The organism is Rothia uropygioeca (assembly GCF_004136585.1).
GTDB lineage: Bacteria > Actinomycetota > Actinomycetes > Actinomycetales > Micrococcaceae > Rothia.
The window spans coordinates 188772-214844 of sequence record NZ_NOIR01000002.1; the positions used below are offsets into that span (position 1 = coordinate 188772).

At 59.9% G+C, this 26073-nt stretch carries 23 protein-coding genes; 15 read left to right on the forward strand and 8 right to left on the reverse strand.

Translation table 11 applies throughout. The features are described 5' to 3' along the window. Positions 1-18: 18 nt before the first annotated feature. From EWR20_RS05130 to pdxR, 7 genes are all read right to left on the reverse strand, one after another. Positions 19-756, reverse strand: coding sequence for a hypothetical protein (locus tag EWR20_RS05130; protein WP_129359573.1), 738 nt, complete (start codon positions 754-756; stop codon positions 19-21). A gap of 441 nt (positions 757-1197) precedes the next feature. Continuing rightward, positions 1198-1380: a hypothetical protein gene (locus EWR20_RS05135; RefSeq protein ID WP_129359574.1), complete on the reverse strand. Its 183-nt coding sequence runs from the start codon at positions 1378-1380 to the stop codon at positions 1198-1200. A 44-nt stretch (positions 1381-1424) separates the two neighbouring features. After that, on the reverse strand, positions 1425-2420 hold the full coding sequence (locus EWR20_RS05140) for a glycosyltransferase family 2 protein (RefSeq protein ID WP_129359575.1): 996 nt from the start codon (positions 2418-2420) through the stop codon (positions 1425-1427). A 9-nt stretch (positions 2421-2429) separates the two neighbouring features. Further along, the gene (locus tag EWR20_RS05145; protein ID WP_129359576.1) at positions 2430-3998 is read right to left on the reverse strand and encodes a site-2 protease family protein; all 1569 of its coding nucleotides are present in this window, start codon (positions 3996-3998) and stop codon (positions 2430-2432) included. 76 nt (positions 3999-4074) lie between these two features. Continuing rightward, positions 4075-4233 (reverse strand): daptide-type RiPP, encoded by a 159-nt coding sequence (locus EWR20_RS12655; RefSeq protein WP_165000960.1) that lies wholly within the window; start codon positions 4231-4233, stop codon positions 4075-4077. Positions 4234-4282: 49 nt separating this feature from the next. Beyond that, on the reverse strand, positions 4283-4447 hold the full coding sequence (locus tag EWR20_RS12660; RefSeq protein WP_165000961.1) for a daptide-type RiPP: 165 nt from the start codon (positions 4445-4447) through the stop codon (positions 4283-4285). A 740-nt stretch (positions 4448-5187) separates the two neighbouring features. Then, a complete protein-coding gene (pdxR, locus tag EWR20_RS13190) occupies positions 5188-6678 on the reverse strand; it encodes a MocR-like pyridoxine biosynthesis transcription factor PdxR (protein WP_129359577.1) in 1491 nt (496 codons plus the stop codon). 118 nt (positions 6679-6796) lie between these two features. Between pdxR and EWR20_RS05155 the strand changes: the two genes are divergently transcribed. From EWR20_RS05155 to EWR20_RS05165, 3 genes are read left to right on the forward strand one after another with little or no spacing between them, the layout of a single operon-like run. Further along, complete coding sequence (locus EWR20_RS05155) at positions 6797-7042, forward strand: hypothetical protein (RefSeq protein WP_129359578.1); 246 nt, start codon at positions 6797-6799, stop codon at positions 7040-7042. After that, positions 7039-8499 carry a sodium:solute symporter family protein gene (locus EWR20_RS05160; RefSeq protein ID WP_129359579.1) on the forward strand — a complete coding sequence of 487 codons (1461 nt, stop codon included), beginning with the start codon at positions 7039-7041 and terminating at the stop codon, positions 8497-8499. The genes EWR20_RS05155 and EWR20_RS05160 overlap by 4 nt, the downstream gene beginning before the upstream one ends. Next, complete coding sequence (locus EWR20_RS05165; RefSeq protein WP_129359580.1) at positions 8500-10116, forward strand: amidohydrolase; 1617 nt, start codon at positions 8500-8502, stop codon at positions 10114-10116. It begins immediately after the preceding gene. Positions 10117-10327: 211 nt separating this feature from the next. Here EWR20_RS05165 and EWR20_RS05170 read toward each other — a convergent pair whose 3' ends face one another. Further along, positions 10328-10768 (reverse strand): MarR family winged helix-turn-helix transcriptional regulator, encoded by a 441-nt coding sequence (locus EWR20_RS05170; RefSeq protein ID WP_129359581.1) that lies wholly within the window; start codon positions 10766-10768, stop codon positions 10328-10330. Between the two features lie 147 nt (positions 10769-10915). Between EWR20_RS05170 and EWR20_RS05175 the strand changes: the two genes are divergently transcribed. The 12 genes from EWR20_RS05175 to EWR20_RS05230 all read left to right on the forward strand — a co-directional run bounded on the left by EWR20_RS05175 (position 10916) and on the right by EWR20_RS05230 (position 26031). Then, entirely contained in the window at positions 10916-12529 is a 1614-nt protein-coding gene (locus EWR20_RS05175) for a DHA2 family efflux MFS transporter permease subunit (RefSeq protein ID WP_129359582.1), read from the forward strand. 626 nt (positions 12530-13155) lie between these two features. Further along, the gene (gene aroA, locus EWR20_RS05180; protein ID WP_202864783.1) at positions 13156-16284 is read left to right on the forward strand and encodes a 3-phosphoshikimate 1-carboxyvinyltransferase; all 3129 of its coding nucleotides are present in this window, start codon (positions 13156-13158) and stop codon (positions 16282-16284) included. A gap of 7 nt (positions 16285-16291) precedes the next feature. After that, positions 16292-17461, forward strand: coding sequence for an acyl-CoA dehydrogenase family protein (locus tag EWR20_RS05185; protein ID WP_129359584.1), 1170 nt, complete (start codon positions 16292-16294; stop codon positions 17459-17461). Continuing rightward, positions 17458-18273, forward strand: a complete 816-nt coding sequence (locus EWR20_RS05190) for an SDR family oxidoreductase (protein WP_202864784.1) — start codon at positions 17458-17460, stop codon at positions 18271-18273. Before EWR20_RS05185 ends, EWR20_RS05190 begins: the two co-directional genes overlap by 4 nt. Further along, entirely contained in the window at positions 18270-20315 is a 2046-nt protein-coding gene (locus EWR20_RS05195; RefSeq protein ID WP_202864785.1) for an oxidoreductase, read from the forward strand. Before EWR20_RS05190 ends, EWR20_RS05195 begins: the two co-directional genes overlap by 4 nt. 210 nt (positions 20316-20525) lie before the next feature. Beyond that, positions 20526-20921, forward strand: a complete 396-nt coding sequence (locus EWR20_RS05200; protein ID WP_129359586.1) for a DoxX family membrane protein — start codon at positions 20526-20528, stop codon at positions 20919-20921. An 80-nt stretch (positions 20922-21001) separates the two neighbouring features. Further along, positions 21002-21439, forward strand: coding sequence for a D-aminoacyl-tRNA deacylase (gene dtd / locus EWR20_RS05205; protein WP_129359587.1), 438 nt, complete (start codon positions 21002-21004; stop codon positions 21437-21439). A 34-nt stretch (positions 21440-21473) separates the two neighbouring features. Continuing rightward, the gene (locus EWR20_RS05210; RefSeq protein WP_238147596.1) at positions 21474-22862 is read left to right on the forward strand and encodes a replication-associated recombination protein A; all 1389 of its coding nucleotides are present in this window, start codon (positions 21474-21476) and stop codon (positions 22860-22862) included. A 483-nt stretch (positions 22863-23345) separates the two neighbouring features. Continuing rightward, on the forward strand, positions 23346-24011 hold the full coding sequence (locus tag EWR20_RS05215) for a hypothetical protein (RefSeq protein WP_129359588.1): 666 nt from the start codon (positions 23346-23348) through the stop codon (positions 24009-24011). A gap of 290 nt (positions 24012-24301) precedes the next feature. Beyond that, positions 24302-24943, forward strand: a complete 642-nt coding sequence (gene rpsD, locus EWR20_RS05220; protein WP_129359589.1) for a 30S ribosomal protein S4 — start codon at positions 24302-24304, stop codon at positions 24941-24943. Between the two features lie 150 nt (positions 24944-25093). After that, positions 25094-25531 carry a DUF948 domain-containing protein gene (locus EWR20_RS05225; protein WP_129359590.1) on the forward strand — a complete coding sequence of 146 codons (438 nt, stop codon included), beginning with the start codon at positions 25094-25096 and terminating at the stop codon, positions 25529-25531. Beyond that, entirely contained in the window at positions 25528-26031 is a 504-nt protein-coding gene (locus EWR20_RS05230) for a hypothetical protein (protein WP_129359591.1), read from the forward strand. The genes EWR20_RS05225 and EWR20_RS05230 overlap by 4 nt, the downstream gene beginning before the upstream one ends. Positions 26032-26073: the final 42 nt, after the last annotated feature.

Below are 26073 nucleotides of genomic sequence, written 5' to 3' on the forward strand. Positions count from 1 at the left end.
TCGGAACCGACCGGGACATCACGAGTTTTCACGAGACACCTTCCCTGTGCGAGGGTCCACGGATATGGTTTTTCCGTCAACCAGAAAAGGAATGGCGGACCCCTCCGAACCGTTGAGATAGTCACCATCGGCGGCCCTCATCTCTATATCGCTGCGGGTCTGAGCACCGAGCGCACGGCGAACGTCAACGATTTCGAGGAACCGGGCAGCGCCCGCGTGGATCAGCTCTCGGGTCATTTCCTGATCTGGAGAACAATTCCACGTGCACTCTTTTGCCGCATCAAACGGAGGCCCGACTGGTGTCGTGCGCTGCGTGCCGTCTTCGGCGGTGATGTCCCGACGACTCGTCCCGCCGCAGTCACCTCTTCCGAGACCGCATTGGTCGGCGACTTGGACGAGAGGATTTGCCAAAAGTTCCGGAATGCTCCCCGATTCCTTGAATTCTTGCAGGTGTTCCAGAAACTCTGCGGCGTCATCCCCGTCGAGGACGCGCAGAATAGTGGGGCCTACAATCGGGATGAATTCGGCCCCTGAGTAGTTCTCCAGTTGCACGAGCAGTTCCCCACCGATCGCAACTTCGGCCGCAGTCTCCAGTCCATCTTCGGCTTCGAGGGGGAAGATATTGGACTCACCATCGGAGGAGATCAGCGTGATGTGGGGGTCCTTATCGCGGAGGTCGATTGTGACCCTGCCGCTTGAGCCGCCCAACAGATCGACGCCCTTGAAGAATTCGAGGAGATATTGTTCGGTATTCATGGTTCCTTCAGCAATAACAATGGGTACACGAATTCTGCCATGACCCTGAGGGCCGAATAAGGGAATGAGCCTCTTAAAAGCCTCCGGTATTCAGATCTGTGGCTGGAGGATTGGCATACTCGGTTGCTCAGTTGATCGCGGTGCGCTGCCCGAATACGGCAGGTTGAAAACGGGCTTCTTATGAATTGGCGTACGTCAGGCGGTCATCTCATTGAGCCTTGTGGAGGCTCTGGATTGTATGGGGGAGGAGACTGCGCCTGCGGTGAATGGAGGTCCGTCGCTTCGGCACATCCGGCCTGTCCTCAGGGGCACGTGCTCGCGGTGACGCGTGGCGTTCCCGATCAGCTTTGGCGCCATGTTCACACGATGTGACCAGGATTGATGGCCTTGCCGTGCGACGCTCCTGGACCGGTTCGAAAGAGTCAGGTGTGGGGCCCTCGATCAGGAGGGGCGGTGAGCCAGGTACCAGACTATTCCTAGACCGACGACGATCACCGCGGCAAGCGCAATGAGCGGGGCCACCACGGCGTCAGTCGATGCCGAAAAAACTACGATAATCGCGGCGATGAAAGCCATAGCGATGAATACCGCGCTGATTGCTCCCGTGTTCTGAGTGAATTTCATGCAGTCCTCCGTGGACAATTCTTGGTTTTTACCTCGGACAAAGCCTATCGAGTCGTCTGATTGGCATCAACAGTCCCCGGTGGCTCGAGGAGTTCGGCCATGCCACAATCAGTCCGTAAAACCGTGGAAATTTCGTGGGCGTGGTGTCTCGAAAGCACGGGTACCGGTATGCCGAGAAACCAGCCGGTATGGTCTCTCGACATGACCGGCCGGGGCAATTGCATGGGGTCCAGCTCCGACAATTTCTGCGCGGACGGGTAGGCCATCATGACTGCCACGTGTTGATAGAAGATGTTTTTCACGGCCTCCCACTCGGAAGGATCACGATATTTTTCTTGGATGTCTTGTAGACATTTCTTGTCTTCTCCGCGAACTACCGGTGCGAAGTATCGGGGAACTACGCTATGCCTGCGCTGCTCGTCGTGGAGAGTCAAAGTATTCGGCGTTGCACTGAGAAATTCCGGAACAAACCCTTGATGCGTCATCCTCCACCAGTAGTCCCAGTCTTCGAGGCCCCACGGCTTGTCGCTCCACGGCCCGGTGATGTTCGCGGCGTCGCGGGTGAGAATCACTCGGCTGGGTTCGAAAAGAGGATTGAGGGTTTGTAACGAGGGTGACCAGGTGATCTGGTGAAGGGGGATACCTGGCGGCTCCGTAGTTTGCCCCCGATCGTATACCGCGCTGGCCACGACCCACGAACAGTTTGTCTTCTCGAGTCTCTCCAACCCGGCTGCCAGCCAGTCTTCATGGAAGGTGTCGTCGTGATCCAGCAACGCAATCGAGGCAGCGACGCTGCGATCAATCCCGTATTGCCGCGTGAGCCCTGCACTGCCTTTCCTCGGTGCAACCATGAATTCGAAGCGATCGTCGTCTGCCATGTTCGCGGCGATGACCTGGAACGCCTCATCTGGGGGCCCATCACTGACTACCTTCGCCGTGAAGCGCTCGTATGATTGGGCCGCCACGGAGGCGAGCGTTTTTGCTAGGGCGTCACCTCGCCGATAGGTAGGGATGACGACCACGACATCGGGAACGAACATGGTTTCCGCCTACCTACTGAAGTAATTCGCGACGTGGGCCCACAACGGGGTGTTTCCCTTCAGTGTGGTGGCAGTACCTCCGGTGCAACCGCTCAGCGCCGTAGGCGAGGTGGGCGTCTCGGCGACAGACCCGGGGCTCTGGACCGGGAGGGGGACGACGAATGCGGACGTGAAATCGATCTGGCCCGATTTCTCGAAAGATCCTTGGATCTCCGCACAGTGCTTGGGCAGCAGTCCATTGCTTCGCAAACGGTAGGTACGGTCGGCCACCACGGGAGGTTCCCCGATGGCGCTCCCACTGAGATGAACGGTGTTGCCCTCGGACCACCATATGGCTGCGTCGTGCTGAGGTGTCGGAATCCAAGCCATTGCGCAGACTCCGGCAACGACGACTACAAGACCGGCAAGCCGTCGGGTCAGAACAGAACCGCGCCGGTGAGCCGCTACGAGTTCGCGTCGGGCCCACCCAACGATCACGGATAGGACCCAGAAGATATACATCAAGAGGATCAAGCCCTGCGCGAGGGGCAACGAGGCGAAAAGGGAAGAAATGTACAGTACGGCGAAGGTGAGAGCCGCAAAGATGGAAATGATGCAGGCGGCGCCGAACGCGACCAGGCGAGGTTGGTGCGATGGTGCTTTCCCTCGGGCTCCGAACAGGAGCGTTCCCAAGGTCGATGAGAACGCGGTCATGGAACGCTGGTGAAGAAACGGAAGGTCCAAACCGGAAATGATGGCCACATACCCATCGAATTTCAGGAAGGGGTAGCAATTGACCATCGCCTGGAAAAAAGCGGCGATGCCAATGGTGGAGAGAACAGCTCCACTGTGTGAGCTCAATGCGGCTCCCAGCACACTGAAGATTCCGGCGAGGGAGGCCTGCGTGAGCGGTCCGGCGGCGGCAACCCATACGCGTGATCTGCGGCGCGGAAGAGCCCAGGCTGCGGATACGTCGCAATAGAAGGCGGGCATCAGGTAGATCAGGAGAAAACCCATGGAACGTGGCTTTCCTCCTTGCCACGCCAGTGTGAGCGCGTGCCCGCATTCGTGGAGAACATTGATGACGAGAAGACTGGCGAGAATGCCGATGACCTGCGATGGGCCGGTCTGTTGGGTAACGAAGTCGAACGTTCTGCGTGCTACGACGAACTGTGCGATCAAACCGGCGACCATCAGGAACAAGGCGCAACCGAAGTAGAAACGACCTGGTAATCGACGCAATTTAACTGCGAGGGGGCCGACCAGGCGATGGCTATTGAGGATGACACGGAGCTGAATTCGGAAACCAGGAAGGCGACGCACCCGACCGGGGCGATCGCCCGGTGCCGGTTGTGAAGCCGGGACGATCAGGCCGAGCCTTTCCAATTTCTCAGTGGAGGCCCGAACGGTGGCTTCATCCCATCTCGCGTCGAGGGGAAACTCCTCTGGGCCAGCCGTCAGGTGTTGAATGAGATATCCGATGTCGTACCCGAGTCTCTGGATTTTTCCTGACTCGGACACGAGGACCCAATATGCTGGCTGGCCATCGGCGTTTTCGGCCTTGTGCAGGTCACCGTGGACCCGGTATCTGGAAGTCACAGTGTGGAGCTCCTCATGAGCCGGGCGTGAGGAATGATCCTCACGCCCGGTTGGCATAGTTGTACTCGGTCGGCATTCAGGTTGCGATAGCCGCAGCCGCGCCCACGTATGCCGCTCCTGCAGCGGTGCCAATACCGGCACCTACTTTAAAACCGTCCCAGAAAGTGGGAGCCTCCAGGGATTCGAGGTCATCGATGTCGAGCATGAGTTCATTTGCTGGCATTGCAGTGGCCATTCGTGTCACCTCCCTCCGAATTTCAACTGACTGTTGGCATTAGGGGTGATTAGGTGAGCGCGAGTGCGCCTCCGCCGTACACAATGGCTCCGGCGACTACCGTTCCAGCTCCGACACCGGCCGCGGTGCTCCAGAATCCGGGAGCCTCAAGGCTCTCCAAATTGTCAATACCAAGATCAAGATCGATATTCTGGTTTTCGATTTGGGCTGTCATCTTACCCCCTCTCCATAATGAGTTGACACGAGTAGCATAGTACTGAACCGTCAGGGGAATGTCGATGACTGATAGAGTTTCCCGTTGATTCGGGCTCGGCAATCGAATAACCACGTCGATTTGAGCTGGGTCTCGGCGGGCAATGGCGATTGATATCCATACGAGTCGAATTTTGTTCCACAGTAAAACTATGTGTAATGACTCCCTGGCGAACTTGATTCCACGTGAATGCACTTTGTTTTATGTACGGTCGATTGTCGCAATTGATGAGGGATGTCTCTGGCGGGTGATCCTGGTCAACGCGATGCCCGCGGTGCCGCCCCTGGCCAAGGACGTTGCCACGTGCGAAGAGGAACGGGGCCGTGCCGACCCGCCGGGCCTCGTCCATCCATCGCCCAAGGTTCGCCGTCGATGTCGGTGGGAAAATCGGCCCTCATTACTAATTGGTGTGTCTGACGCCGAAAACGAACCATGCCACGCTCGTCGTCCGACCCCTTGATTCGTTCAATACTCTGACGACAGTTAATTCGGATGATTCTCATGGAATGCGCTCTCCTATGGCGCCCTTGGCCGAATGCGGTGAGGGTACCTATGTATATAGGGCACAAACAGACGTGACTCAACGGCTTGACGGGGTGTAGCGATCTTCTCCTGGCGTCTCAGATCCCCCTGGGCTTGCTAGCGGTTGTGGGGCATTGCGCCCCAGGTCCCTCGGCCTGTAGGAGGTACAACTGGTCCGGTCAAGGACGTGAACTATCGAACAAATGCGCAAGTTTTAGGATGCCGGATTCGATCCGCTCATGGGGAATGGACGCGAAACCGATCCGTAAATAGCAATTGTCGGGGTGGGGTTCAGCGAAATATTTTTCGCCGGAATCGAATAGAATTCCCTGCTTTTTGGCTCGGTGTCGCAGTTCCCTCGTGTCCACGTGATCGGGAGCTTTGAGCCAAAGCCCGGTGCCTCCTGGTGGGAGCATTTGCCTGCCGGGGAACACCTCGCGAGCGATCTTCGCTGCGGTATGCCATCGAGTATTTAACGCTCGCCTATATGACTGCAATGACGCCTTGAAATCGCCGCTTTGGTACATCAAGGCAACGGCCCGCTGAATCTGTCCAGGCGGTTGCCTGTGTTGGTATCGTCTGATTCTTCGCAAGATGGTGATGAGAGGCTCCGGCCCAACCAAAAAGCCGATTCGGATGCCTGGAGCCAGAACCTTGGACATGGTGCCAAGGTAGATGGTCCGCCCGTTGGGGTCTAAAGCCGCCATGGCAGGGGAGGGCTGTCCCTCATAGCGCAATTCCGAGTCGTAATCGTCCTCGATAATGATGAAATTGTGCCGTACGGCATCGGCGATAAAGTCAAGGCGACGCTTGGCCGACAACGTGACATTGGTGGGATGCTGATGACTGGGCGTCAGATAGACCAATTTGGCGTGCGAATAGGACTTCTGCGGAACGGCTCCCTCGTCGTCCACGGGAAGGGATCCGAGTCTGGCGCCCGCCCGCGAGAAGACGTGACGGGCATCCATATAACCTGGGCTTTCCACCAACGCGGCATCACCTGGATGCAACAGACATTCACTGAGAAGCTGTAGTCCCTGTTGACTGCCCAGAGTCACGAGTACATTTTTCGGTTCAACAAAAATCCCCCGTGCCGGCAAAATCTGCTGACAGATGTTTTCCAACAGCAACGGGTCGTCCACAAGGACATCGTCCAAGCTGGCGTGACGGTGCTCATCACTGCTCAAGGAGGCCTTGAGTGCCCGTAACCAAGCCGCTGTAGGAAAGTGCATAGGGTCGTGTTGACCGGTGACGAAGGGGTAGTCGTACGTCCACCACCGCGGCTGCCTGTCCAATTCAGGCAGTGGCGGAGCTGCTGTGGAAGCCAGCTGAACCCAGTCGACCTCGCGGCAGGTGCCATGAGGGCCGGAATCATCGTCGTGGCCAACGGTAATAGGGCTGATGTGGTGGCTGACAAAATATCCAGATCGTGGTTTGGCCACAATAAACCCATCCTCGAGCAGCCCACTGTATGCAACTTGGACGGTGGTTCTGGAAATGCCGAATATCTCTGCAATGTGGCGCCCTGAGGGGATCCTTGTGCCGGTGGGCCAGATGCCAGAAGCGATGAAACCCTCCACCGTCCGGCGGACACGGAGGTGCAACGGCGTCCCTGGCGGGGCCTGAACCAACGTCAGATCCTTCGGCATCTGTTGCCGTGTTCTAGCCATGTGTCGAGAGTAACAGGCCGGTTCTCATTCTGGCATGGTAAATGGTCAGCATTCTGGCCCTTGTGCAGGCCAGCAGGCGCCAGAATAATGTGACACGGTCCACTTCAAAGGAGAGGCAATGATTCCCAGGATGGCGAGTGTGGTCATCGCTCTAATTGCACCAACCATAATTGTGACGGTCGGAATTCTAGTGCTCGGCGGATCGACCGCCACAGTCTTCGGCATACCGTTGGTTCTGCTGTTTATGTTTGTGATGTTCCCGGTGATGAGCTTCGCAATGTGGATGAGTTGGCACCTCTTCGACAAGCACGCGGACTACCAGCTTGACGAACTTGAAGACCCGGTCTCGGAGGTGTCTTCATGACGATTGTCATGTTTGTGGTGGTGTTACTGCTCGCCGTGGCGATCGGTCTGTATTCTCGCGTCGGTGCCGGCAAGTCGACCGCGGACTTCATGGTGGGTGGCAGAAGCTTCGGTTCCGTAATGGTGTTCATCATGGTTGTGGGAGAGGTCTACTCCATCGGTACCATTATCGGTTTTCCGGGAGGCGTATACGCTAACGGTGTTGGTTTCGCGGTGTGGTTCATGGGCTACATCCTCTTGGGATACCCCATCGGTTATTTTCTGCTGCCTTTGTTGTGGAAAGCCGGACGCATGTACAACGCCATGACTTTGCCGGACATCTTTCGGGGGCATTTCAAATCCCGCTCATTGGAGCTAACGGCCGCTTTGATCGCCGTTATTTTCCTGGTGCCTTGGGCCCAATTGCAGCTGACAGGCCTGGAGGTTGCTCTCAACGGCCTTGGTTTGGGCTTGACGCCACTGGCTACGGTGCTTATCGGGGTAGGTATATCCCTGGTCTTCGTTCTCCTGTCGGGGATCAGGGCGCCAGCCTTCGTCAGTTTCCTGAAGGATTTCGCTTTGATTGCCGTGATCCTGGTAGTCGCCGGTTTCGTGCTGTACAAGGTCCCCAACGTTGCCACCATCGTTGCCGATGCCAACCTGGGCTCAGCGCACACCACAATCCCGGGCGGGGCGCCGATGGTTAGCACCATCTCGACTCTCTTGTTCCAAACCTTGGGCTTCTATATGTTCCCGTTTGTGATCCAGGCTGTGCTCAGTGGCAAGTCGCCCATTAGTATCAGGCGCACCCAGATCGCGATGCCGCTTTATATGCTCATGTACCCGTTCATCCTGCTGACCTCTTTCTTTGCGATTTCTGCGGTGCCCGGCCTGACCGGGGCGGACACCAACCTGGCCTTCATCGAGGTGGCACGCCAGCTCTTGCCCGACTGGCTGGTGGGTTTGGTCGCCGGCGGAGCGGCTCTGTGCGCGATCGTGGTTCTTGCGGCCTCAGCATTGGTCATTGGTACTTTGTTCTCCAGAAATGTTTTGCCCCATGTCAGCGAAGCCAAGCAAAAGCCCCTGACGCAGGTGGTGATCTTCGTTTACCTGGCAGTCTCCATTGTGTTGACTCTCGTTGTCCCTACCATCATGGGGACATTGATCAACACCTCTTACTACGGGCTGACTCAGTTCATCGTTCCCGTCGTGCTAATGATTTTCCCGACCCGGGTCCGGCCGGGCGTGATGGCCCTCGGACTTGCGGTGGGCGCTCTGGCGTCCGTCGGGATCTACCTCTCGGGAGCCACGTTGGGTGGGCTCAACATCGGCGTTCCTGCCCTCGCGGCGAACTTGCTGGTGCTGGTCATCGGGAGACTGGTGGTTCCAGCCGCAACCGCTTCCCGGTCCCTCGCCGCACGGCGGCGCACTTTACCTTCCGATGCAAGTCACACGACCAAGAAAGTGGGCGCTTCTTAAATGTCAGCTACTATCTTCGCCAACGGGACTATTCGATTGGATGCTTGGGGCGATCCCGTAGAGGCCCTTGCCGTGAAACAAGGCAAAGTCATCGGCGCAGGGCCGCTGGAGGAAGTTGAGGCGACAGCCGGGGCGGCGCCGCGGCGTGTCAATCTCGACGGCGCCACAGCGGTCCCGGGGCTGATCGAGTCCCACGTTCACCCCGTGTTCTTCGGACTGACCAGGAACTGGACTGATTGCCGGAGCCCCCTGAACGGTTCGATCGCAGATATCCAGGGCGCATTGCGACGAGACCTGGCCACTGTGCCCACTGGCAAGTGGCTTCGCGGTTGGGGCTATGACGACACCATGCTGCTCGAAAACCGCCATCCTCACCGAGACGACCTGGATGCCGTCAGCCGTGAGGTCCCCTTGGTGGTCTCTCACATTTCAGGGCACTTTGTTGTGGCGAACTCCCTCGCTCTTGAGCTCGCCGGCATTCATGAAGATCGGGCAGATCCCGCGAACGGGCACTTTGTTCGAGATGAATCCGGAAGATTGACCGGCCTGTTGTGGGAGATGGGGGCAGTGCACGCGGTCCTTGACGCTATGCCACAGGCTTCGGCATCCGATGTTGAAGAGGCGGCTCTCTACGCGGCTCACGTGGGCGTCCAACGCGGCATGACATCCATCCATGACCTCGGCGTCGGCATCATGGCCGGGGACCTGGAGATTCAGGCGTGGCGGAAGCTGGCCGCAGATTCCAAGATCCCCCTCAGGGTGACCGGCTATGTCAGGGCAGATCTCGCACAGGGCTATGTGGAAAGCGCGCCCGACCTGTTCACCCGTCCCGCGTCGGGAAAATATCGGGTAGCCGGGGCCAAGTTCTGGTCGGACGGATCGATCCAGGGGCTTTCGGGCGCGTTGAAAGAGCCATATTCATGTCAAGATTCCGAATGCGGAGAACTGCTGTATTCCCCCGAAGAATTGGTGGAACTCCTGGGCCACGTTGATGCCGCGGGCGGCCAATGCGCGGTCCATGCCAACGGCGATCGTGCCATCTCTACAGTGGCAGGGGCCTTTGCCGCCTTGCACGGGAGCTCGAACCAGAGCGATCCGAGGCACCGGGTGGAGCATCTGCAGATGGCATCGGATGAAGACATCTCGTCGCTGGTCGAGTCGGGCTCGGTGGCCTCCATTTTCGCCAATCACGTCTACTACTGGGGCGACCGTCATCGCGATCGTTTCATTGGGGCCGAACGTGCTGCCAGGATCGATCCCACGCGGGACGCTCGGAACGGTGGCCTCCACTTCGGCATGCATTCGGATTGCCCGATAACACCGATGGATGCTTTGGCTACCTTTCGTACGGCGGTGACGAGGCAGACCAGCGGTGGCTCAGTTCTGGGCGAGGCACAGCGAATTGACCAACGTGCAGCATTGCATGCCCTGACTGCGGACAGCGCCTACCTGACCCACGACGAGGGTCACTTGGGTACGCTGACCACCGGAATGGACGCCGACCTGAGCATCCTTGACCAAGACATCGTGGGCTTGGGCATCGAACAAACCCAGGATGTCTCAGCCGTAGCAACGGTGGTAGGAGGAGATTTCGTTTACAACCATGGCGGATTCTGAAGATGACGACTTGATTATCCGGTCCATTATTGTCCCCGATGGCCTTCGGTCCGCCTGAACACTGTGGATGTCGCCCCAGGGCAGGGAACGCTTCGCGGTAAAGTACGGCGCGTGTCTTCTGGCGGCCCATCATCGGGAAACCAGGGCTATCTTCTAAACCGTCACAGTCCGCAGCATGAGTTCGGATGCGAGGTTTGCGCATACCCAACCTCTAGCTGTCAGTCTTCTCGCCAACGTAGGCTTCCATGGTCGATCGAAGCTCAGAGATGAATTCCTCGAGTTGCAGTAGCACGTCATCTGGATATTTGCTCATCACGTCGTCGATCCGCGTACCGAGAGGGTCGAAAAAATCGTCGGTGACCTTCTGTATTTCGGCGGTTGAATGCAGGGTGACAATGCGGCGGTCGGCGTGCTCATGCGAGCGGATCACGTAACCGGCTGTTTCGAGGCGATTCAGCAGCGACGACGTCGCTCCGGCAGTCAAGCCGACTCGTTCTCTGAGACGAGCGGGGGAGAGCGGGGTTCCGCGCTCTTCGGCAGCAAGAATTTCGATGACGGCGGACGCATCCGTGTGGTGCAAGCCAAGACTGGCTGCGAACCGACGTCCTACCTCACCGTAGGTGCTCCCGTAGCCGCGGAGTACCTCGATCATACGTTCACGTTGTTGCACCACGGTCTGGCGCGCCTCATTACCCAAACTTACCTACTTCGTCAGAGGACCTCATTTGACAAGATATCATCGCACCAAATAGTTTCACTATGAAACTATTTGGGCGTGTAAATATATGTGGAGGTTTTGATGGCGGCAGTATCGGCAACGGCTCGGCGTTGGTTGGGCCTGATAGCCCTGGCCCTGGGGGTCGCATTGATCGTCGTGGATACCACGGTCGTCAACGTGGTCATCCCCCCAATGATTGAGGATCTGGGGATTGATTCGTCGCAGGCCCAATGGGTCCAAGAGTCCTACGCCATCGTGTTCGCCGCTCTGCTGCTCGTCGTCGGACGTATCGCTGACCTGCGAGGGGCGCGGTTCATATTTGTCACCGGTGTGATCGCCTTTGGCGTCACGAGCCTGCTCGCAGCCATAGCCCCAACTGGCGAAATTCTCATACTCGCTCGGTTCTTGCAGGGCGTTGGCGCGGCCTTGATTCTGCCGACGACGTTATCTTTGCTCAACTACATGTTCACCGGTAAGGCTCGCGGCCAAGCGTTTGCCGTATGGGGCGCAACGATCGGTGCAGCCACCGCTCTTGGGCCGGTCCTCGGTGGGTGGCTGTCCGAGCATGCGTCCTGGCGGTGGGCTTTTGGCATCAATATTCCGCTGACGGTCCTGATTCTCCTGCTCTCCCTAGTTTTCATCAGTCGTTCCCCGCACACATCGGGCCGCGTGGATGGCATGGGCGCTCTGCTGTCGGTCGCAGGGCTGGGACTGCTTGCCTTCGGAATAATCGAGGGTCGCGTCTATGGCTGGATGACGAGCCAGCACGAATTTTCACTCTTCGGACTCACCTGGGACAATGGGCTTTCACCAGCATTCGTCGCTCTGCTCGTGGGTGCAGTTGTCATGGCGGCGTTCGTATGGCGACAAGTCGTCCTCAGTCGCGGCGGCCACAATGACAAACCCCTCATGGACGTCAGGCTGTTTTCGATCGCTTCATTTCGTAACGGCAATATCGCAACCGTGATCATTGGCCTGGGGGAATACGGAATCATTGCTGTCATGCCCCTCTGGCTGCAGTTCACCCTCGACTACTCGTCGCTCCAGGCCGGACTCGCGCTCGTCCCAATCGCCATCGGAAGCTTCGTTGCCAGTGGCGTGACCTTTCCTCTTGCACACAGAATTTCGGCTCTGGCATTCGTGCGAATCGGCCTTATCGTAGAAATCATTGGGCTGGCCGGCCTTGGCACCGTCGCTGCAACCACCGATTCGCCCTGGTGGCTGATTGCATTCGTATTGTTCATTTACGGGGCCGGTGTCGGCTTTGCGACCGCTCAAGTCACCAACGTAGTGCTCGCCGATGTCCCCGAACAAGAAGGGGGACAAAGCTCGGCGATCCAGAGTACGTTCCGTCAACTTGGCTCAGCTCTGGGCATCGCCGCCCTCACAACCGTGTTCTTCTCCGCCATTAGCGCGAAGCTGAAAGCTACCCTGGTTGACGCCGGCATGTCCTCTCAAGAGGGGGACAAATTCTCCAGTGCAGTCACAGACAGCGGCGGAGCAGCGATTGCGCCGTTGGCCCAGAATCCGTCCACTGCTTCCATCGCCGATGCTGCCCACGATGCCATGACCCACGGACTCGCCCTCGGTTCCTACCTCGCGGCAGCATTCCTGGTTCTGGGCGTCATCGCGACATTCTTCATACCGAATGGACCTGTTTCAAATGATAGGCCGGATGAGTTGGAATTAAGATGATCACGAAGAAATGTTCGCCCTAAAGTATTCGATTATATCCAAGGCTTAATTCATATGTTTTACAATCGACAAGAAAGTAGAGTGAATAATCAAGGTGTCTTATTGGCGCGACGTTGTTCGGCCGTTGAGTAATCGCGTTCTTGATGTCGTCCGCAATATCGTGGAAATATTCAAAAGCCATACAAGAGCACCTTCTGGAAAAGAAACTTTCAGCCCGGATCCGGTTTTGGACTGGTCCAAAAAGTCCGGGAAATAACTGGCTGGACTGTTGCTGGATTCGAAGGTGGAGTTGCATTTCCCCTTGATATTCCTGGGTGCTTGCGTGAGAGGTCGATGAGGGCCCGTTACGTTGATTTGAATTCGTTGCCAAAGTAACTCGGAGCCTCGGTATGTATTGCGTGCCTAGTCATCGGAATAGCGAGCCGCAGAAGGTCCGGGCTGGTGCGGCGCTACGGTGAAAACATTCTGGCTCAGGGATTCGTATTCGACTTGGACTACGCCGTGCAACCGGATATTTCGGCGGTCGCGAGCTGACGGACAAGCACTCGTCCACCTTGGATCGGTGCTGATTTGTTTCCTGGTTCACGGATGGGCCCGGACACAGTGCTAACGTCGAATACGTGCAGTTGAATTCCACAGAACATCAAGGATCCGTCACCGGCACTCTGAGCATTCCAGTGTCCAAGTACCATGTGCATCGCGCGCTGGTTCTGGCCGGGCTAGCCGATGGCGTCAGTATCCTGCACGGTGTCTCGCACACCAGGCAGGCCGAATGGACTATCGCATGTTTGCGGGCCCTCGGAGTAGGAATCACCGTCACGAAAGACGCGTATATCGTCACCGGGACGGGTGGTCGTTTCCGTAGCGTACCGATTCGAGAGCGTGGATCGGACGGTGGTGAAGGTCTGCTCGATGTCGGGGCTTCTGGTACCACCCTGTACTTCCTCACTGGCTTGGCTTGCTTGGCCGATAGCCCGATAACCCTGACGGGCATGAAGTATTTCCGGCGACGGCCGATCAAGGCCCTCCTCGACTCTCTCCAGCAAATGGGCGTTGAGCTCTCATCCGAGGATGACTGCCCGCCGATCACCGTCCAGCCCGGTCGTCCCCGAGGGGGCGACGTCGAGATCGCCGGGACCCTCTCTCAGTGGATCTCAGGCCTATTGCTCCTGGCTCCTTTCGCGGAGACGGACACGACGATTCACGTGACCGGCGGCAAGCTCAACGAGGGATCCTACGTGGATCTGACCTTGCGCCTGATGCGCCATTGGGGTCTGGACGTCGAGGTCAGCGAGGACGAGCTGACTTACCGAATCCCTGCGGGGCAGACCCCGAAGGCTCGGGACTACACGATTCCGGCGGATATTGGATCGGCGGCTTTCGGGATCGCGGCTGCTGCGTTGCACCCGGCCGACGTCCTGCTCGAAGGACTCACTACAGCAACCTCCGCCGAGGCGGATCACCCGGAGGCCGAGTTCCTCGACATCGTCACCGAGATGGGGGTTCCTCTGACCAGGGATCCGGAGACCGGATGGGTGCGTATCCACCATGATGGCCTGACCCTCCAGCCCTTCGATCTCGACGCGACGACCTTCCCTGACCTGGTCCCCGTTCTTTCGGCTCTTGCCTGCTTTGCCGATGGCACGAGCCATCTGCGCAACGTTGGCCATGCTCGCCTCAAGGAATCAGACCGGGTTGCAGCGATGCTCCAGGTCAACCGACTGGGCGGGCACGCTGAGCAGGAAGCTACCGCCCTGCACATCACCGGCATCGAGAATGGAAGGGGAACCGGAGCCGCGCTGTCGAGCTTTAACGACCATCGTGTGCTCATGGCCCTGGCCGTGGCCGCTACGAGGTGTCAGGGGGTCACCAGCCTGACCTATCCCCATGCGTATCGGACCTCATATCCGGAGTTTCTCGACGCGATGGAGAGCATCGGTCTGAGCATCGGAGTGGGCTCGGACCCGCGTCGGGAGAAGCATTCTGAACCCGCGCGCGGCACCGAACCCGCACTCGAGTCTGCTCCCCGGCATCCGGAGGAGGCCGTGCCCCACGAGGACGCTGTATTCCCTCGTCTGGTGCGAGAACGCGCGGAGCGGAGCCCCGAGGAGGCTGCGGTGATCGAGGTTGCCGCGGCCGAGGCCGCCTCCACCACGAGCTGGGCCGAGCTTCAGGAGGAAGCCGACCGGATCTCGCAGATGCTCATCGAATTGGGCACGGTCCGCGGCGACGCCATCGCAGTGCAACTGCCCAACTGGCGCGAGTTCGTCGCCGTGTCACTGGGGGCGATGCAGATCGGGGCAGTCGTCACACCGATCATGCCGGTCTTCGGCCCGCGGGAAGTCTGCATGACCTTGGTCCGCTCGAAGGCCAAGATCCTCTTCCTGCCCGACCTGTTCCGCGGCCGCCGCGCCGCTCTCGAACTCTTGGCCGTGGCCGACGAGGCCGAGGCCACCGGCCGCAAGCTCGCGCTGGAGAACATTGTGGTCGTTCAGTCCGCGGCCCGCGGCGGCGAGGGGATCAAGGGTCTGTCGCCCATTCCAGAGGAGGCGGCAGCTCGTTGGAACGCTTCCGACTGGACCTGGCGCTATTACGACCGGGCTCTGGCTTCGGTAACTCCGGATCGGGGAACCATTGCCGACCGAATGCCCAGCGAGGAGGACATCTGCCAGTTGCTGTTCACCTCCGGTACCACGGGCGAGCCCAAGGGTGTTCAGCATCCGTATCGTACTTTGGGCCAGGCCACTTCCATGCACGTTGCCCGCTCGGGTCTGGGCTCGGAGGATCGGATCTTCGTGCCGAGCCCGCTGGCTCACCAGACCGGTTTCCTGTATGGGATGTTATTGGCCTTCCGGCTTGGCGTCGCCCAGGTGATCCAGCCGATCTGGTCAGGAGAGAAGGCCCTGGATCAGGCCTTCGAGCAGGCTAAGGTATCCTTCGTCCAGGCCGCGACCCCGTTCCTGATGGACCTCGTCGGGCTCGTGGAGTCCGGACAGAGGGAAGCGCCCGAGAGCCTGACGACCTTTGTTGCTACGGGGGCTGCGGTTCCGCGCGAACTGGCCCAGCGGGCTACGAAGGTTCTCGAGACCTCCGTGCTCGGGGCCTTTGGCACCACGGAGACCTGCCTGGCCACGTTGTCGGGCCCCGCCGATGTCCCGGAGAGCATATGGGGTACCGACGGACGGGCCCTTCCGGGGATCACCCTGCGCATCGTCGACGATGAGGGGCACGAGGTTCCCGCGGGCGTCGAGGGAAACTTCGAGTTTGCCTCGCCGACCCTGTTCGGCGGCTATCTCGAGCGTTCGGACCTCACCGCGGAGGTCTTCACGGACGATGACTTCTACCGGACGGGCGATCTCGCCGTCATCGACGAGAACGGTTATCTCAAGGTCACTGGCCGTGTCAAAGACATCATCAACCGCGGAGGGGAGAAGATTCCGGTCAGCGAGATCGAGAACCTGCTCTTCCGGCACCCTTTGGTGGCCGACGTCGCCCTAGTGGCGATGCCGGATCCGCGGCTCGGTGAACGCGGTTGTGCTTACCTGGTTGACGCCCAGAAGGACCGGACCCTCGACCTGTCCGGCATTCAGGAGTACCTCTCCGGTGCTGGCGTGTCGAAGTACTACTGGCCCGAGCGCGTCGAGCATATCGACGAAATGCCGCGCAACGCCTCGGGGAAGATTCAGAAGAACGTTTTGCGCGAGGCCGCAGCGGCCCTCGCCGCCGACGGCCGCGATGGCCGGAAAGAGAGCTGATATCAGCATGGTCGATAACAACACCCTGAACCTTGGCGAGTTCCTGGACGAGGTGCGAGCTTGGGTCGCCGGACCCGGCGAGGAATGGGCCGAACGCATCGAGGACACCGGCACGGTACCGGATGAGCTGGTGACCGAACTTCGCGAGCGTGGATGGCTGTCCCTCGCGGCCCCGCAGGAACTCGGTGGGGCCGGGATGTCCTTCTCCGATTACCTTCAGGTTCTGGAAGTGATTTCCAAGTCCCACGCATCCATTCGAATGCTCGTGCACGTGAACAACGGGACGTGGCGGGCGATGGCTCCTTACGCCTCCCCGGAGCTGCGGGATGAGGTCCTCATTCCCGCGGTCAAGGCAGACAAGCGCGTGGCCTTCACCCTGACCGAGCATGACCGCGGATCGGGAGCCGATATCGGCACGACGGTTCGCCGCGAAGGCGACGAATACGTGATGAATGGTGAAAAGCATCTGATCACCTTCGGGGTGAAAGCCGATTACCTGCTGATCACCGCACGCCTGGAGGGAACCTCCGGCAAGGACGGACTCGTGAGCTTCACGATGCCCAATCATCTGCCCGGCGCGGAGGTCATTGACGACTCCGAGACGATGGGTGTGCGCGGAACCGATCACGCGACCCTGCGCTTCGAGGAGACACGTTTCCCGGCCCGCTATCGCCTCGGCGCGGAGGGACAAGGTCTCGAGATCGCCCTCGGCGGATTCCTGACCCCCAGCCGGGTCGGAGTGGCCATGAGTTGCGTCGGGCTGGCCGAACGTGCCCAGGAACTCGCCATCGAATACGCGAACGAGCGTGTGACCTTCGGGAAGCCGTTGGCCAAGCGCCAGGCGATTCAGTTCATGCTCTCTGAGAACTATGCGCGCCTTGCCGCGGCCAAAGCGCTGGTGATGCAGGCGGCTCGTGCCTACGAGGTTGGCGCTCCGGACGCCGGCGAGCTCTCTTCCGCTGCGAAACTCACCGCCGTGGATATGCTCACTTTCGTGACCGACAATGCCCTGCAGGTTCATGGCGGCCGCGGATACTGGAAGAAGAACCCCATCGAACGCGTCTACCGGGATGCCCGTGCCCAGCGTTTCGAAGAGGGAACCAACGAGATTCAGAAGCAGGTAATCTCCCGAGGCGTTCTCTCGGGAACCGTCTCTACCGAAGGAGGACAGTGGTGAGCGAATCTCCTCGCGTCATCGTCATTACCGGGGCCAGCCGAGGAATCGGCAGGTTGTTGGCCCAGCGGCTAGGTTCGCAGGGTGCCCATCTGGTCATCAACTACAAGGCCAATTCCGAACTCGCTGAGGAGTCTCTTGCGGCCGTGCGTGAAGCGGGCGGTGGCGGGATCACGGTCCAGGCCGACGTCGAGTCCCCCGAGGGCGTCGACGAGCTCTTCGCGGCAGTGGATGCCGCTTATGACCATGTGGATGCGTTCGTAGCCAATGCCGCGGCCTCTGCATTCAAACCGGTCAAAGACCTGAAAGTTCACCATCTGGACCGAAGCTACGCGATGAACGTCCGCAGTTTCGTGCTCGGGGCGCAGCGCGCCGCCGAACGCATGCGTGACGGCGGAAAGATCGTCTACATGTCCAGCTACGGATCGCATTCAGCCTTCCCGACGTATGCGGCCCTCGGAGCCGCCAAGGCCATGGGCGAGCAGTACATGCGTTACATGGCCGTCGAGTTCGGTCCGCGCAATATCACTGTCAACGCCGTCAACGGCGGCCTGATCGACACGGATTCCCTGGACTTCTTCTACAACAAGGTCCCGGGCATGGCAGACATCGACTCCGTGGTGGAGAAGTTGCCGCTGGGCCGTCCGGCCACCGCTGAGGACATGGCCCAAGCGGCGCTGTTCTTGCTTTCGGAGCAGGCCGGATACATCACGGGCCAGGTGCTTAACGTCGACGGTGGACTGTCCGTGATCGCCCCGCCCTACTGGGCCGACACCAAGGAACCCTTGCGCGAGGCGGTGTTCGGGCAGGAGTGAGCACTCCTTTTCCTCGCATCGCAACACCCCTCGCCGTCGGGAACCTGCGGCTTCCGCATCGCATTGTAATGGGCTCCATGCACACGGGCCGCGAGCACGATGCAACCGCCCTGGGCGCGTTCTACGCAGAGCGTGCCCGGGGCGGGGCAGGTCTGATGGTCACGGGCGGACTCGCAGTCAACCAGGCCGGATCCGGTGGCGAGGACTACGTAGTGCTCACCGATCCGGCCGTGATCGCGAGCCTCGCGGAGGCCGTCAAAGCCGTACACGCCGAGAATGGGCTGATTGCCGCCCAGCTCTTCCACGCCGGTCGCTACGCGGTCGGCGACTGGGCCGTCGCGCCGTCACCGATCCCGTGGGGTGCGGCGCGCGGCATCGTTCCCACGGAGCTCGACGAGGCCGGGATACGCTCTACGATTGACGATTTTGCCGCAGCGGCCGCAGCGGCCCGAGCTGCTGGCTTCGATGCCGTGGAAATCATGGCCTCCGAGGGGTACCTGCTCAATCAATTTCTCTCCCCGCTGACCAACGTCCGAGAAGATGCCTGGGGTGGAGATGCCGGGGCCCGAATGCGCTTTCCACTTGCAGTCTTGCGGGCCGTGCGGGAGGCCGTAGGCTCGGACATACCTGTGATCGTCCGGCTCTCCGTTGAGGACCTGATGCCGGGCTCCACGGTTCCCGAGGAGGTCGATGCCTTCGCCCTGGCATTGGCGGATGAGGGAGCCGATGCGCTGAGCATGGGGGTGGGGTGGCACGAGTCCCGGGTCCCGACCGTACAGTCCTCGATTCCTCACGGTGCTTGGGTCGCGTATGGTGAGCGCGTCGCCGACGTCGTTCATGCCGTTCATCCGGATCGGCCTTTCATCGCCTCCAACCGCATCGTGGATCTGACCGAAGCCGAAGAGATTCTGGCCCGTGGTCGCGTCGATGCCGTGGCGATGGCCCGGCCTTTCCTCGCGGATGCGGACCTGATGGCCCGTTCCTTGGCCGGAAACGCCAGCCTGGTCAACCGCTGCATTGGGTGCAATCAGGCCTGCATTGACCGTTCGATGTCTTTTACCCCCGTATCCTGCCTGGTCAATCCGCGGGCGGGGCAGGAATCCAGCTTCCCGCTGGAGCCCTCGCCCGAGCCCCGTTCCATGGCTGTGGTAGGCGGTGGCCCGGCCGGGCTGGCCGCGGCCGAGGACCTGGTTCTCCGGGGTCATCGTGTAACTGTCTTCGAGAGTTCCCCCGCACTGGGCGGTCAGTTCAAGCTTGCCGCCCGGGTTCCCGGCAAGGAGGATTACGGGGTCATGGTCGCGGCGGCCGAGGAGCGGCTCAAGCGGGCAGGCGTTCGTCTCGAGCTCGATCATGCCCCGGATGCGGGCGAGCTCGCCGGTTTCGACGGCGTCGTGCTCGCAACCGGCGTCAGGCCTCGCGGTATCGATCTGCCCGGCGCCGACCAGGCCCATGTCATCGGTTATGAGAAGGCCTTGCGTGACGGAGTCGCCCCTGGTCCTGTGGCGATCATCGGCGGAGGCGGTATCGGCGTGGATGTGGCTGCCTCCCTGGTGGAGACCGAGTATCCCGCTTGGCGGTGGGTCGGTTTCGCGCAGCGATTCGAGGTCGAGCCGACGGTTCTTGCCCCCACGAGCGCTCTCGCCGAGCGACGGGGGACCCCACGGCCTGCTCCCAGACCAGGCCAGCAGGTGACCCTCATGCGACGTTCTGGACGCTTCGGCCAGGGGACAGGCAAGACGACCCGATGGGTCAACGTCGGAGTACTCCGTGATGCCGGGGTCTCCATGCTCAATGACCTCGACTACGTGGGCATCACGCACGATGCCGTCGAGATTTCCCGCGAGGGGAAGACCGAACGGATCCCCGCTAACACCGTGGTCGTCTGCGCGGGCCAGGAATCCTCTGATCCGCTCTCAGCACGGCTCGAGGCCACGGGCGTTCCCTTCGAAGTGGTCGGCGGGGCACGAGAGGCGCGCGCCGTGGATGCCGTACGCGCGACGAGCGAAGGCCTGGCAGCGGCCCGCCGTCTCACCGCGATCTGAGCGTTCGTGCCTTGACGCCCTTTTAAAGGGGGCGCTGATGCGGGCTCATCGCAGAGGGGCCTTCGCGGGGATACCTACCGGGGCTTATCAGAGCTTGCTAGAGTTGTTCTTCTCTAGCGTCCTCGAGCACAGCATCTTCGATGTGGCTAGGGAAGTGAGGTACCGGTGTTCGTTCACGAGCGGTCCTCGCTGCAGAAGGGATGAATGAGGATGATGACTGTTCCACCGCTCATCGCAGCGGTTGTTCTTTTGCTGGTACGTGCCGTGCTCGCCGTGGCGTTTTTTCGTGAGTTCTGGGTGAAGGCCAAGGACGTCCGCGGCTTTGCGAAAAATGATGGTCTCAATGTTCCGGCGGCGTGGTTCGTCACCGTTGCCGAACTCGCCGCGGCGCTATCCTTCACGACCGGTGTTCTGGCGCAGTGGGCCGGAATCGGAGTGATCTTGCTGATGATGATCACGACGAGCATGCATGTTTTCAAATGGCACAGCACGTACTGGGCATCGTCCGGTGGGCCGGAATATGACTTACTCTTGCTGTGTTTGGCTGCGGTCGTCCTGGCTTTCGGAGCCGGGTCCATCGCCATCCCGACTCTGTTTGGATACTGACACGAGAGCAAGAAGTCGTCTTTCGCCGGGCCAGTGAGATCGACGCCAGAGAATTTCAGCCCCTTGTCTAAACTGGCCGCATGCGAATAATTCTGCAGAGAGTCGAACGCGCGAGTGTCACGGTTTCAGATGAGGTCGTGGGAGGAATCCAAGAGCCTGGTCTCCTCGCCCTCGTCGGAATCACTCACCACGACGGAGACGCCGAAATCGCCAAGCTCGCGGAGAAGACTTGGAACCTCAGGCTTCTGGACGGTGAGAAATCTTGCGCCGACGAGGCGGCTCCGGTTCTCGCGGTCAGCCAATTCACTCTCTACGGTGATGTCAGGAAGGGGCGGCGTCCGTCGTGGTCCAAGGCGGCCCCAGGGGCCGTATCCGAACCGCTTTTCAATCAGTATGTCTCGGCCCTTCGGGAATTGGGCGCGAGGGTTGAGACCGGCCGATTCGGAGCGGATATGAAGGTAGAACTCGTCAACGACGGCCCATTTACCGTGATTTTGGACAGTGAGGACCTTCTCTGATTCCGGCTCAACCTCGCTCCGATAGGCTGAGTCTGTGACGCAATCACTATTCGACAGTCCCGACGATTCTTCGCCGAACGAGCCAGCACGCGGTCGTTCTGCCGGTCCCAAGAGCCCTCTGGCCGTCCGGATGCGGCCGCGCTCGGTGGATGAAATAGTCGGTCAACAGCATGCCCTCAAGCCCGGGTCACCCTTGCGGGTTCTGGCAGGGGAGGACGCCGGCCCGGCGGGACCCTCGTCCGTCATATTGTGGGGGCCTCCAGGGACGGGGAAAACGACGATCGCGCACGTGATCGCGAGAGGTTCGTCCCGCAAATTCGTTGAACTCTCCGCTGTGACCGCGGGCGTCAAGGACGTTCGTGCGGTCATGGATCAGGCCTTGAACGATCGCGACATCCGGGGAATCACCACCGTCCTGTTCCTCGACGAGATCCACCGGTTCACCAAGGCTCAGCAGGATGCACTGTTGCCGGGCGTCGAAAACCGGTGGGTCGTGCTGGTCGCGGCGACCACCGAGAATCCTTCCTTTTCGGTGATCTCTCCGCTGTTGTCCCGCTCAATACTGGTGACCCTCAAGCCTCTGGAGGACGAGGCCATCGGGGATCTCTTGGACCGGGCGGTCTCGGCCGAGCGCGGATTGCGCGACCAAGTCGTCCTTTCTGAAGCGGCTCGCAAGCATGTGGTGGAGTTGTGCGGGGGAGACGCCCGGCGGGCACTGACCGCCCTCGAGGCGGCGGCGGCCGTCGCTTATGGTGAATCCGAGGACCAGGAAGCCCCTGTTGAAATCACGGACAAGCATACGGAAGAGGCCCTCGACAAAGCGGCCCTGCGCTATGACAAGGGCGGAGACCAGCATTACGACGTGATTTCGGCTTTCATCAAGTCGATCAGAGGTTCCGACGTCGACGCCGCACTCCACTACCTTGCCCGCATGATCGAAGCGGGGGAGGACCCGCGTTTCATCGCTCGGCGGTTGGTAGTCCACGCGAGCGAGGACATCGGGATGGCGGATCCGACTGCGCTCCAGACGGCCGTGGCCGCGGCCCAGGCGGTCCAGCTCATCGGGTTGCCCGAGGCGAGGATCAACCTCGCCCAGGCGGTGATCCACCTGGCTACCGCGCCGAAGTCCAACGCGGTCATCACCGGAATATCGGAGGCAATAGCGGATGTTCGCGGAGGAAAAGCCGGTGCGGTGCCTCCGCACTTGAGGGATGCTCACTACGCGGGCGCGACACGCCATGGTCACGGCAAAGGTTACGTATACCCCCATGATGTACCCCATGCCGTGGCACCACAGCAATATGCGCCGGATGAGCTCAAGGGGGTCGAATACTATCGACCCACTGAGTATGGCGCCGAAAAGCCATTACGGCAACGACTAGGCATAATACGAAGAATCCTGGGTGGATTCCGGTCCAGTTAGTTAGCTAAACCAATTAAGAGCATCACTAACTGGTTTCTGAGAGGGCGATCTAAGGTTTAGTAACGCGTCCGAAAGAAAAAAATATTTTATACCCGCGTCCCGAAAGAGTATTTCCAAGTCAACTAAGAAATCTCCTCAATCAGGGTTGCCCTGGAGGCTCTGCGAGCCTTTCTTAGTGCAGGCCTAAAGAGTTGAATTCTAGTAATATACTTTCCAGTAGCCCGACGCATGATCTTGACTGCGGAACAAGCCGAGGGTTATGCCGTAGTTGATTTCCCGGACACCCAGTCCGCCTGACCAGAAAGTAGAGTATGACTCAGAACATCTCTCGTAGACTTACCACGGGCGCCGCTTGGTCCGTCCCTGTCCTTCGGGGGACGTGATCCTGCATTGACAGGGTCATATTCTCCTGCGAGTCTTCCGGCTCAAGTCTATGCCCTACAACCCTTTCGGATATAGTCTCCGACCGATATCAAAGCACCTATGACACAGAACAAACAGAATATTTCTCGCCGCACCCTTGCGAAAGGTGCAGCATGGTCCGCTCCTGTGCTGGCAATGTCTGCCTCCGTGCCCGCGTTCGCAGCTTCGTCGTCCCCGCCACCCTCTCGCGGCAGATGCTTGACCCCTGAGGAAGTCCGATCGGGCGACTGTGCCCGCATCCTGCAGGCCTTTGACACCTTCGATGGACTTCGGAACTACAACACGAGTTTTGGCCGCTGGGCGCCCGCGAACCTCCAGTTCAACATTACTGTGCAGGCGGAATGCTGGCCCTATGCTCAGGTGATGTCGGTCAAGAGCTACGGTGGCGGCGGAGCGGGATACTGGATACCCAGGCCTACGATTGTGCTGCCTAATGCGGGCTGGAAAAAATTCACCGGCCGTACAACGATCGGGCAAGTCGGATCCTGGGGCGTCAGGCAAGGGATCCCTTTGTCCAAAACCATTCAGTGGGAGAACTCGGAGTATTCTGACAAGTTGGATTGGACCGGAGCCATGGTCACCGTTCCTCTGGAGTTCAACTGGACTGATCATGGCGTCCACACCTGCGGCTTCGACCTTAAATTCGAGTTCTCCAAGGGGTGGACGGGCATCTTCGGAGAACGTCCGAAGATGCGTAACTATCGCCTCGTCCTGCGCGGTCAGTGATCCGGAATTGAAGGGCACAGCATAGGGTGCGTTGCATACCAACCGCATGTGACGCACCCGTCTCGCTGCCTCCTGGCCTTGAGAACGTCGAGGGATTAGACTGGCTCGTTGGCTGGCAAGCTCCCCAAAACGCACCTGCGGGTGATCACCGGGGTAGTTGTAGCGAGGGTTGCGGCTGACCCGAAGCTCTCCACCGTGCGAACCGTGCACGGAATCATGGAGGCCAGTTACACCAGAACAAATGATCGTGGGCCACCGCGCCAGACGATCAACCGCATGAAAGGCACAACGTGGCAACTACCACTAAGAGCAAGCGCGCCCGTAACTTGGTGCGCAAGTCTCGTGCTCTCGGAATCCCGCTGACTCCGAAGGCCGAGAAGTACTTCGAGCGTCGTCCCTACGGCCCCGGCCAGCACGGCCGTGCCCGCAAGAAGGCCGACTCCGACTACGCCGTTCGTCTGCGCGAGAAGCAGCGTCTTCGCGCGCAGTACAACATCCGCGAGGCTCAGATGCGTCGCGCATACGCTGAGGCCAAGCGCGTCGAGGGTCAGACCGGTGAAAACCTGGTCCAGATGCTCGAGACGCGTCTGGATGCCCTGGTTCTCCGTGCAGGCTTCGCCCGCACGATCTCCCAGGCACGCCAGATGGTCGTTCACCGCCACATCATGGTGGACGGCGTTCGCGTGGACCGTCCGTCCTTCCGCGTGAAGGAAGGCCAGCTTATTCACGTTCACCCCCGTTCCGAGAAGATGGATCCGTTCCAGATTGCCGCCACCGGCGCCAACCAGGACGTTCTTCCGGATACTCCGGCGTACCTGAATGTGGAGATCGACAAGCTTCACGCAAAGCTTGAGCGTATGCCCAAGCGCAGCGAAGTTCCCGTGACCTGCGAGGAACAGCTCGTGGTCGAGTACTACGCCCGTATGGTGTAAGTTTTCTCACCTCGCTCTGATGGCCCGGGCATATGCCCGGGCCATCACGGCTTTAACGGCCCCCATGCCGTAAACTGGCACAGGTCCCGGTGAAAGCCCCTCTCAGGAGCCGGGAACCAGACGATTCCATCAGAGGAGACGGGTGCATTCATGACGGGCGGAGCAATCGCAGGGCTTATCGCGGCCGGAGTATTTGCCATCCTTGTGGCACTGCTCGCGATGCCCATCATCAAGCTCGGCAAGGTCTTCGACGAAGTCCGGGAGACGGTACGGCAGATCAACGCCGGAACCGGTCCCCTCATCGACGAGGTCACACGCACAGTGACCACAACCAATTCACAATTGTCCAAAGTGGACGGCATCACCGACAACGTCTCGGACGCCTCCGCCAACGTATCTGCGCTCTCGAGCCTCGTCGCCTCGACCGTGGGCCAGCCGCTCATCAAGATGGCATCATTCTCCTACGGAGTCCGCAAGGCTTTCCGTGGGGAGGCCGCAGAAGACAAAGACGCCGCCAGCAGCAGCCAGGCGCCCACCGGAGAAACAGGGCACGCTGGTGCCCACCAGACCCCAGGAGAAGACCGATGAGCTGGTTGTCCAAAGCCGGTCTGTTGCTCGCCGGCGCCGCAGCCGGTTACGTCGCGTCAAAACGTGGCGGACAGATCGTTCACACCGCCCAAGAACTAGTGGTGAGGGATCCCATGCAGGTCAGCAAGCGTGACGGCGGCGAAGGAACCGTGGACAAGATCTGGTCTTCACCCGCTTTGACCCCCGTACGGAATGGTGCGCTCAAGGCCTTGAAATTCGCGGCGACCGTGAAACAAGGAATGGCTGAACGAGAAGAACAGCTCACCGAAAAGTACGCGAACCAGAAGAAGGACATCCGTCCGGGCTCCTTGGACACATGGGATCGGCCCCGAACCGCAGAGGCGGAATCGCGAAGCGGTGAGGCACTGCCAGGAGAGCAAGGATCCTCAGAGGTTATCGAGCACTCCGCACCCGAGGCGTCGGGCAGCCCTGCTCGGGACTCGGATCTTCCTCCGGACTTTTTCCTCGACTCCGGAAACGACCCCCAGAATTCCCGTTAGCGCGCAACAGAACCGCGCCCACGGACAGAAAACGCTCAAACA

Bases quoted from the DNA above. Each gene is read 5' to 3' on its own strand.
- EWR20_RS05130 (WP_129359573.1), bottom strand. From the start codon at position 756: ATGAATACCGAACAATATCTCCTCGAATTCTTCAAGGGCGTCGATCTG.
- EWR20_RS05135 (WP_129359574.1), bottom strand. From the start codon at position 1,380: ATGAAATTCACTCAGAACACGGGAGCAATCAGCGCGGTATTCATCGCT.
- EWR20_RS05140 (WP_129359575.1), bottom strand. From the start codon at position 2,420: ATGTTCGTTCCCGATGTCGTGGTCGTCATCCCTACCTATCGGCGAGGT.
- EWR20_RS12655 (WP_165000960.1), bottom strand. From the start codon at position 4,233: ATGGCCACTGCAATGCCAGCAAATGAACTCATGCTCGACATCGATGAC.
- EWR20_RS12660 (WP_165000961.1), bottom strand. From the start codon at position 4,447: ATGACAGCCCAAATCGAAAACCAGAATATCGATCTTGATCTTGGTATT.
- pdxR (WP_129359577.1), bottom strand. From the start codon at position 6,678: ATGGCTAGAACACGGCAACAGATGCCGAAGGATCTGACGTTGGTTCAG.
- EWR20_RS05155 (WP_129359578.1), top strand. From the start codon at position 6,797: ATGATTCCCAGGATGGCGAGTGTGGTCATCGCTCTAATTGCACCAACC.
- EWR20_RS05160 (WP_129359579.1), top strand. From the start codon at position 7,039: ATGACGATTGTCATGTTTGTGGTGGTGTTACTGCTCGCCGTGGCGATC.
- EWR20_RS05165 (WP_129359580.1), top strand. From the start codon at position 8,500: ATGTCAGCTACTATCTTCGCCAACGGGACTATTCGATTGGATGCTTGG.
- EWR20_RS05170 (WP_129359581.1), bottom strand. From the start codon at position 10,768: ATGATCGAGGTACTCCGCGGCTACGGGAGCACCTACGGTGAGGTAGGA.
- EWR20_RS05175 (WP_129359582.1), top strand. From the start codon at position 10,916: ATGGCGGCAGTATCGGCAACGGCTCGGCGTTGGTTGGGCCTGATAGCC.
- EWR20_RS05185 (WP_129359584.1), top strand. From the start codon at position 16,292: ATGGTCGATAACAACACCCTGAACCTTGGCGAGTTCCTGGACGAGGTG.
- EWR20_RS05200 (WP_129359586.1), top strand. From the start codon at position 20,526: ATGATGACTGTTCCACCGCTCATCGCAGCGGTTGTTCTTTTGCTGGTA.
- dtd (WP_129359587.1), top strand. From the start codon at position 21,002: ATGCGAATAATTCTGCAGAGAGTCGAACGCGCGAGTGTCACGGTTTCA.
- EWR20_RS05215 (WP_129359588.1), top strand. From the start codon at position 23,346: ATGACACAGAACAAACAGAATATTTCTCGCCGCACCCTTGCGAAAGGT.
- EWR20_RS05225 (WP_129359590.1), top strand. From the start codon at position 25,094: ATGACGGGCGGAGCAATCGCAGGGCTTATCGCGGCCGGAGTATTTGCC.
- EWR20_RS05230 (WP_129359591.1), top strand. From the start codon at position 25,528: ATGAGCTGGTTGTCCAAAGCCGGTCTGTTGCTCGCCGGCGCCGCAGCC.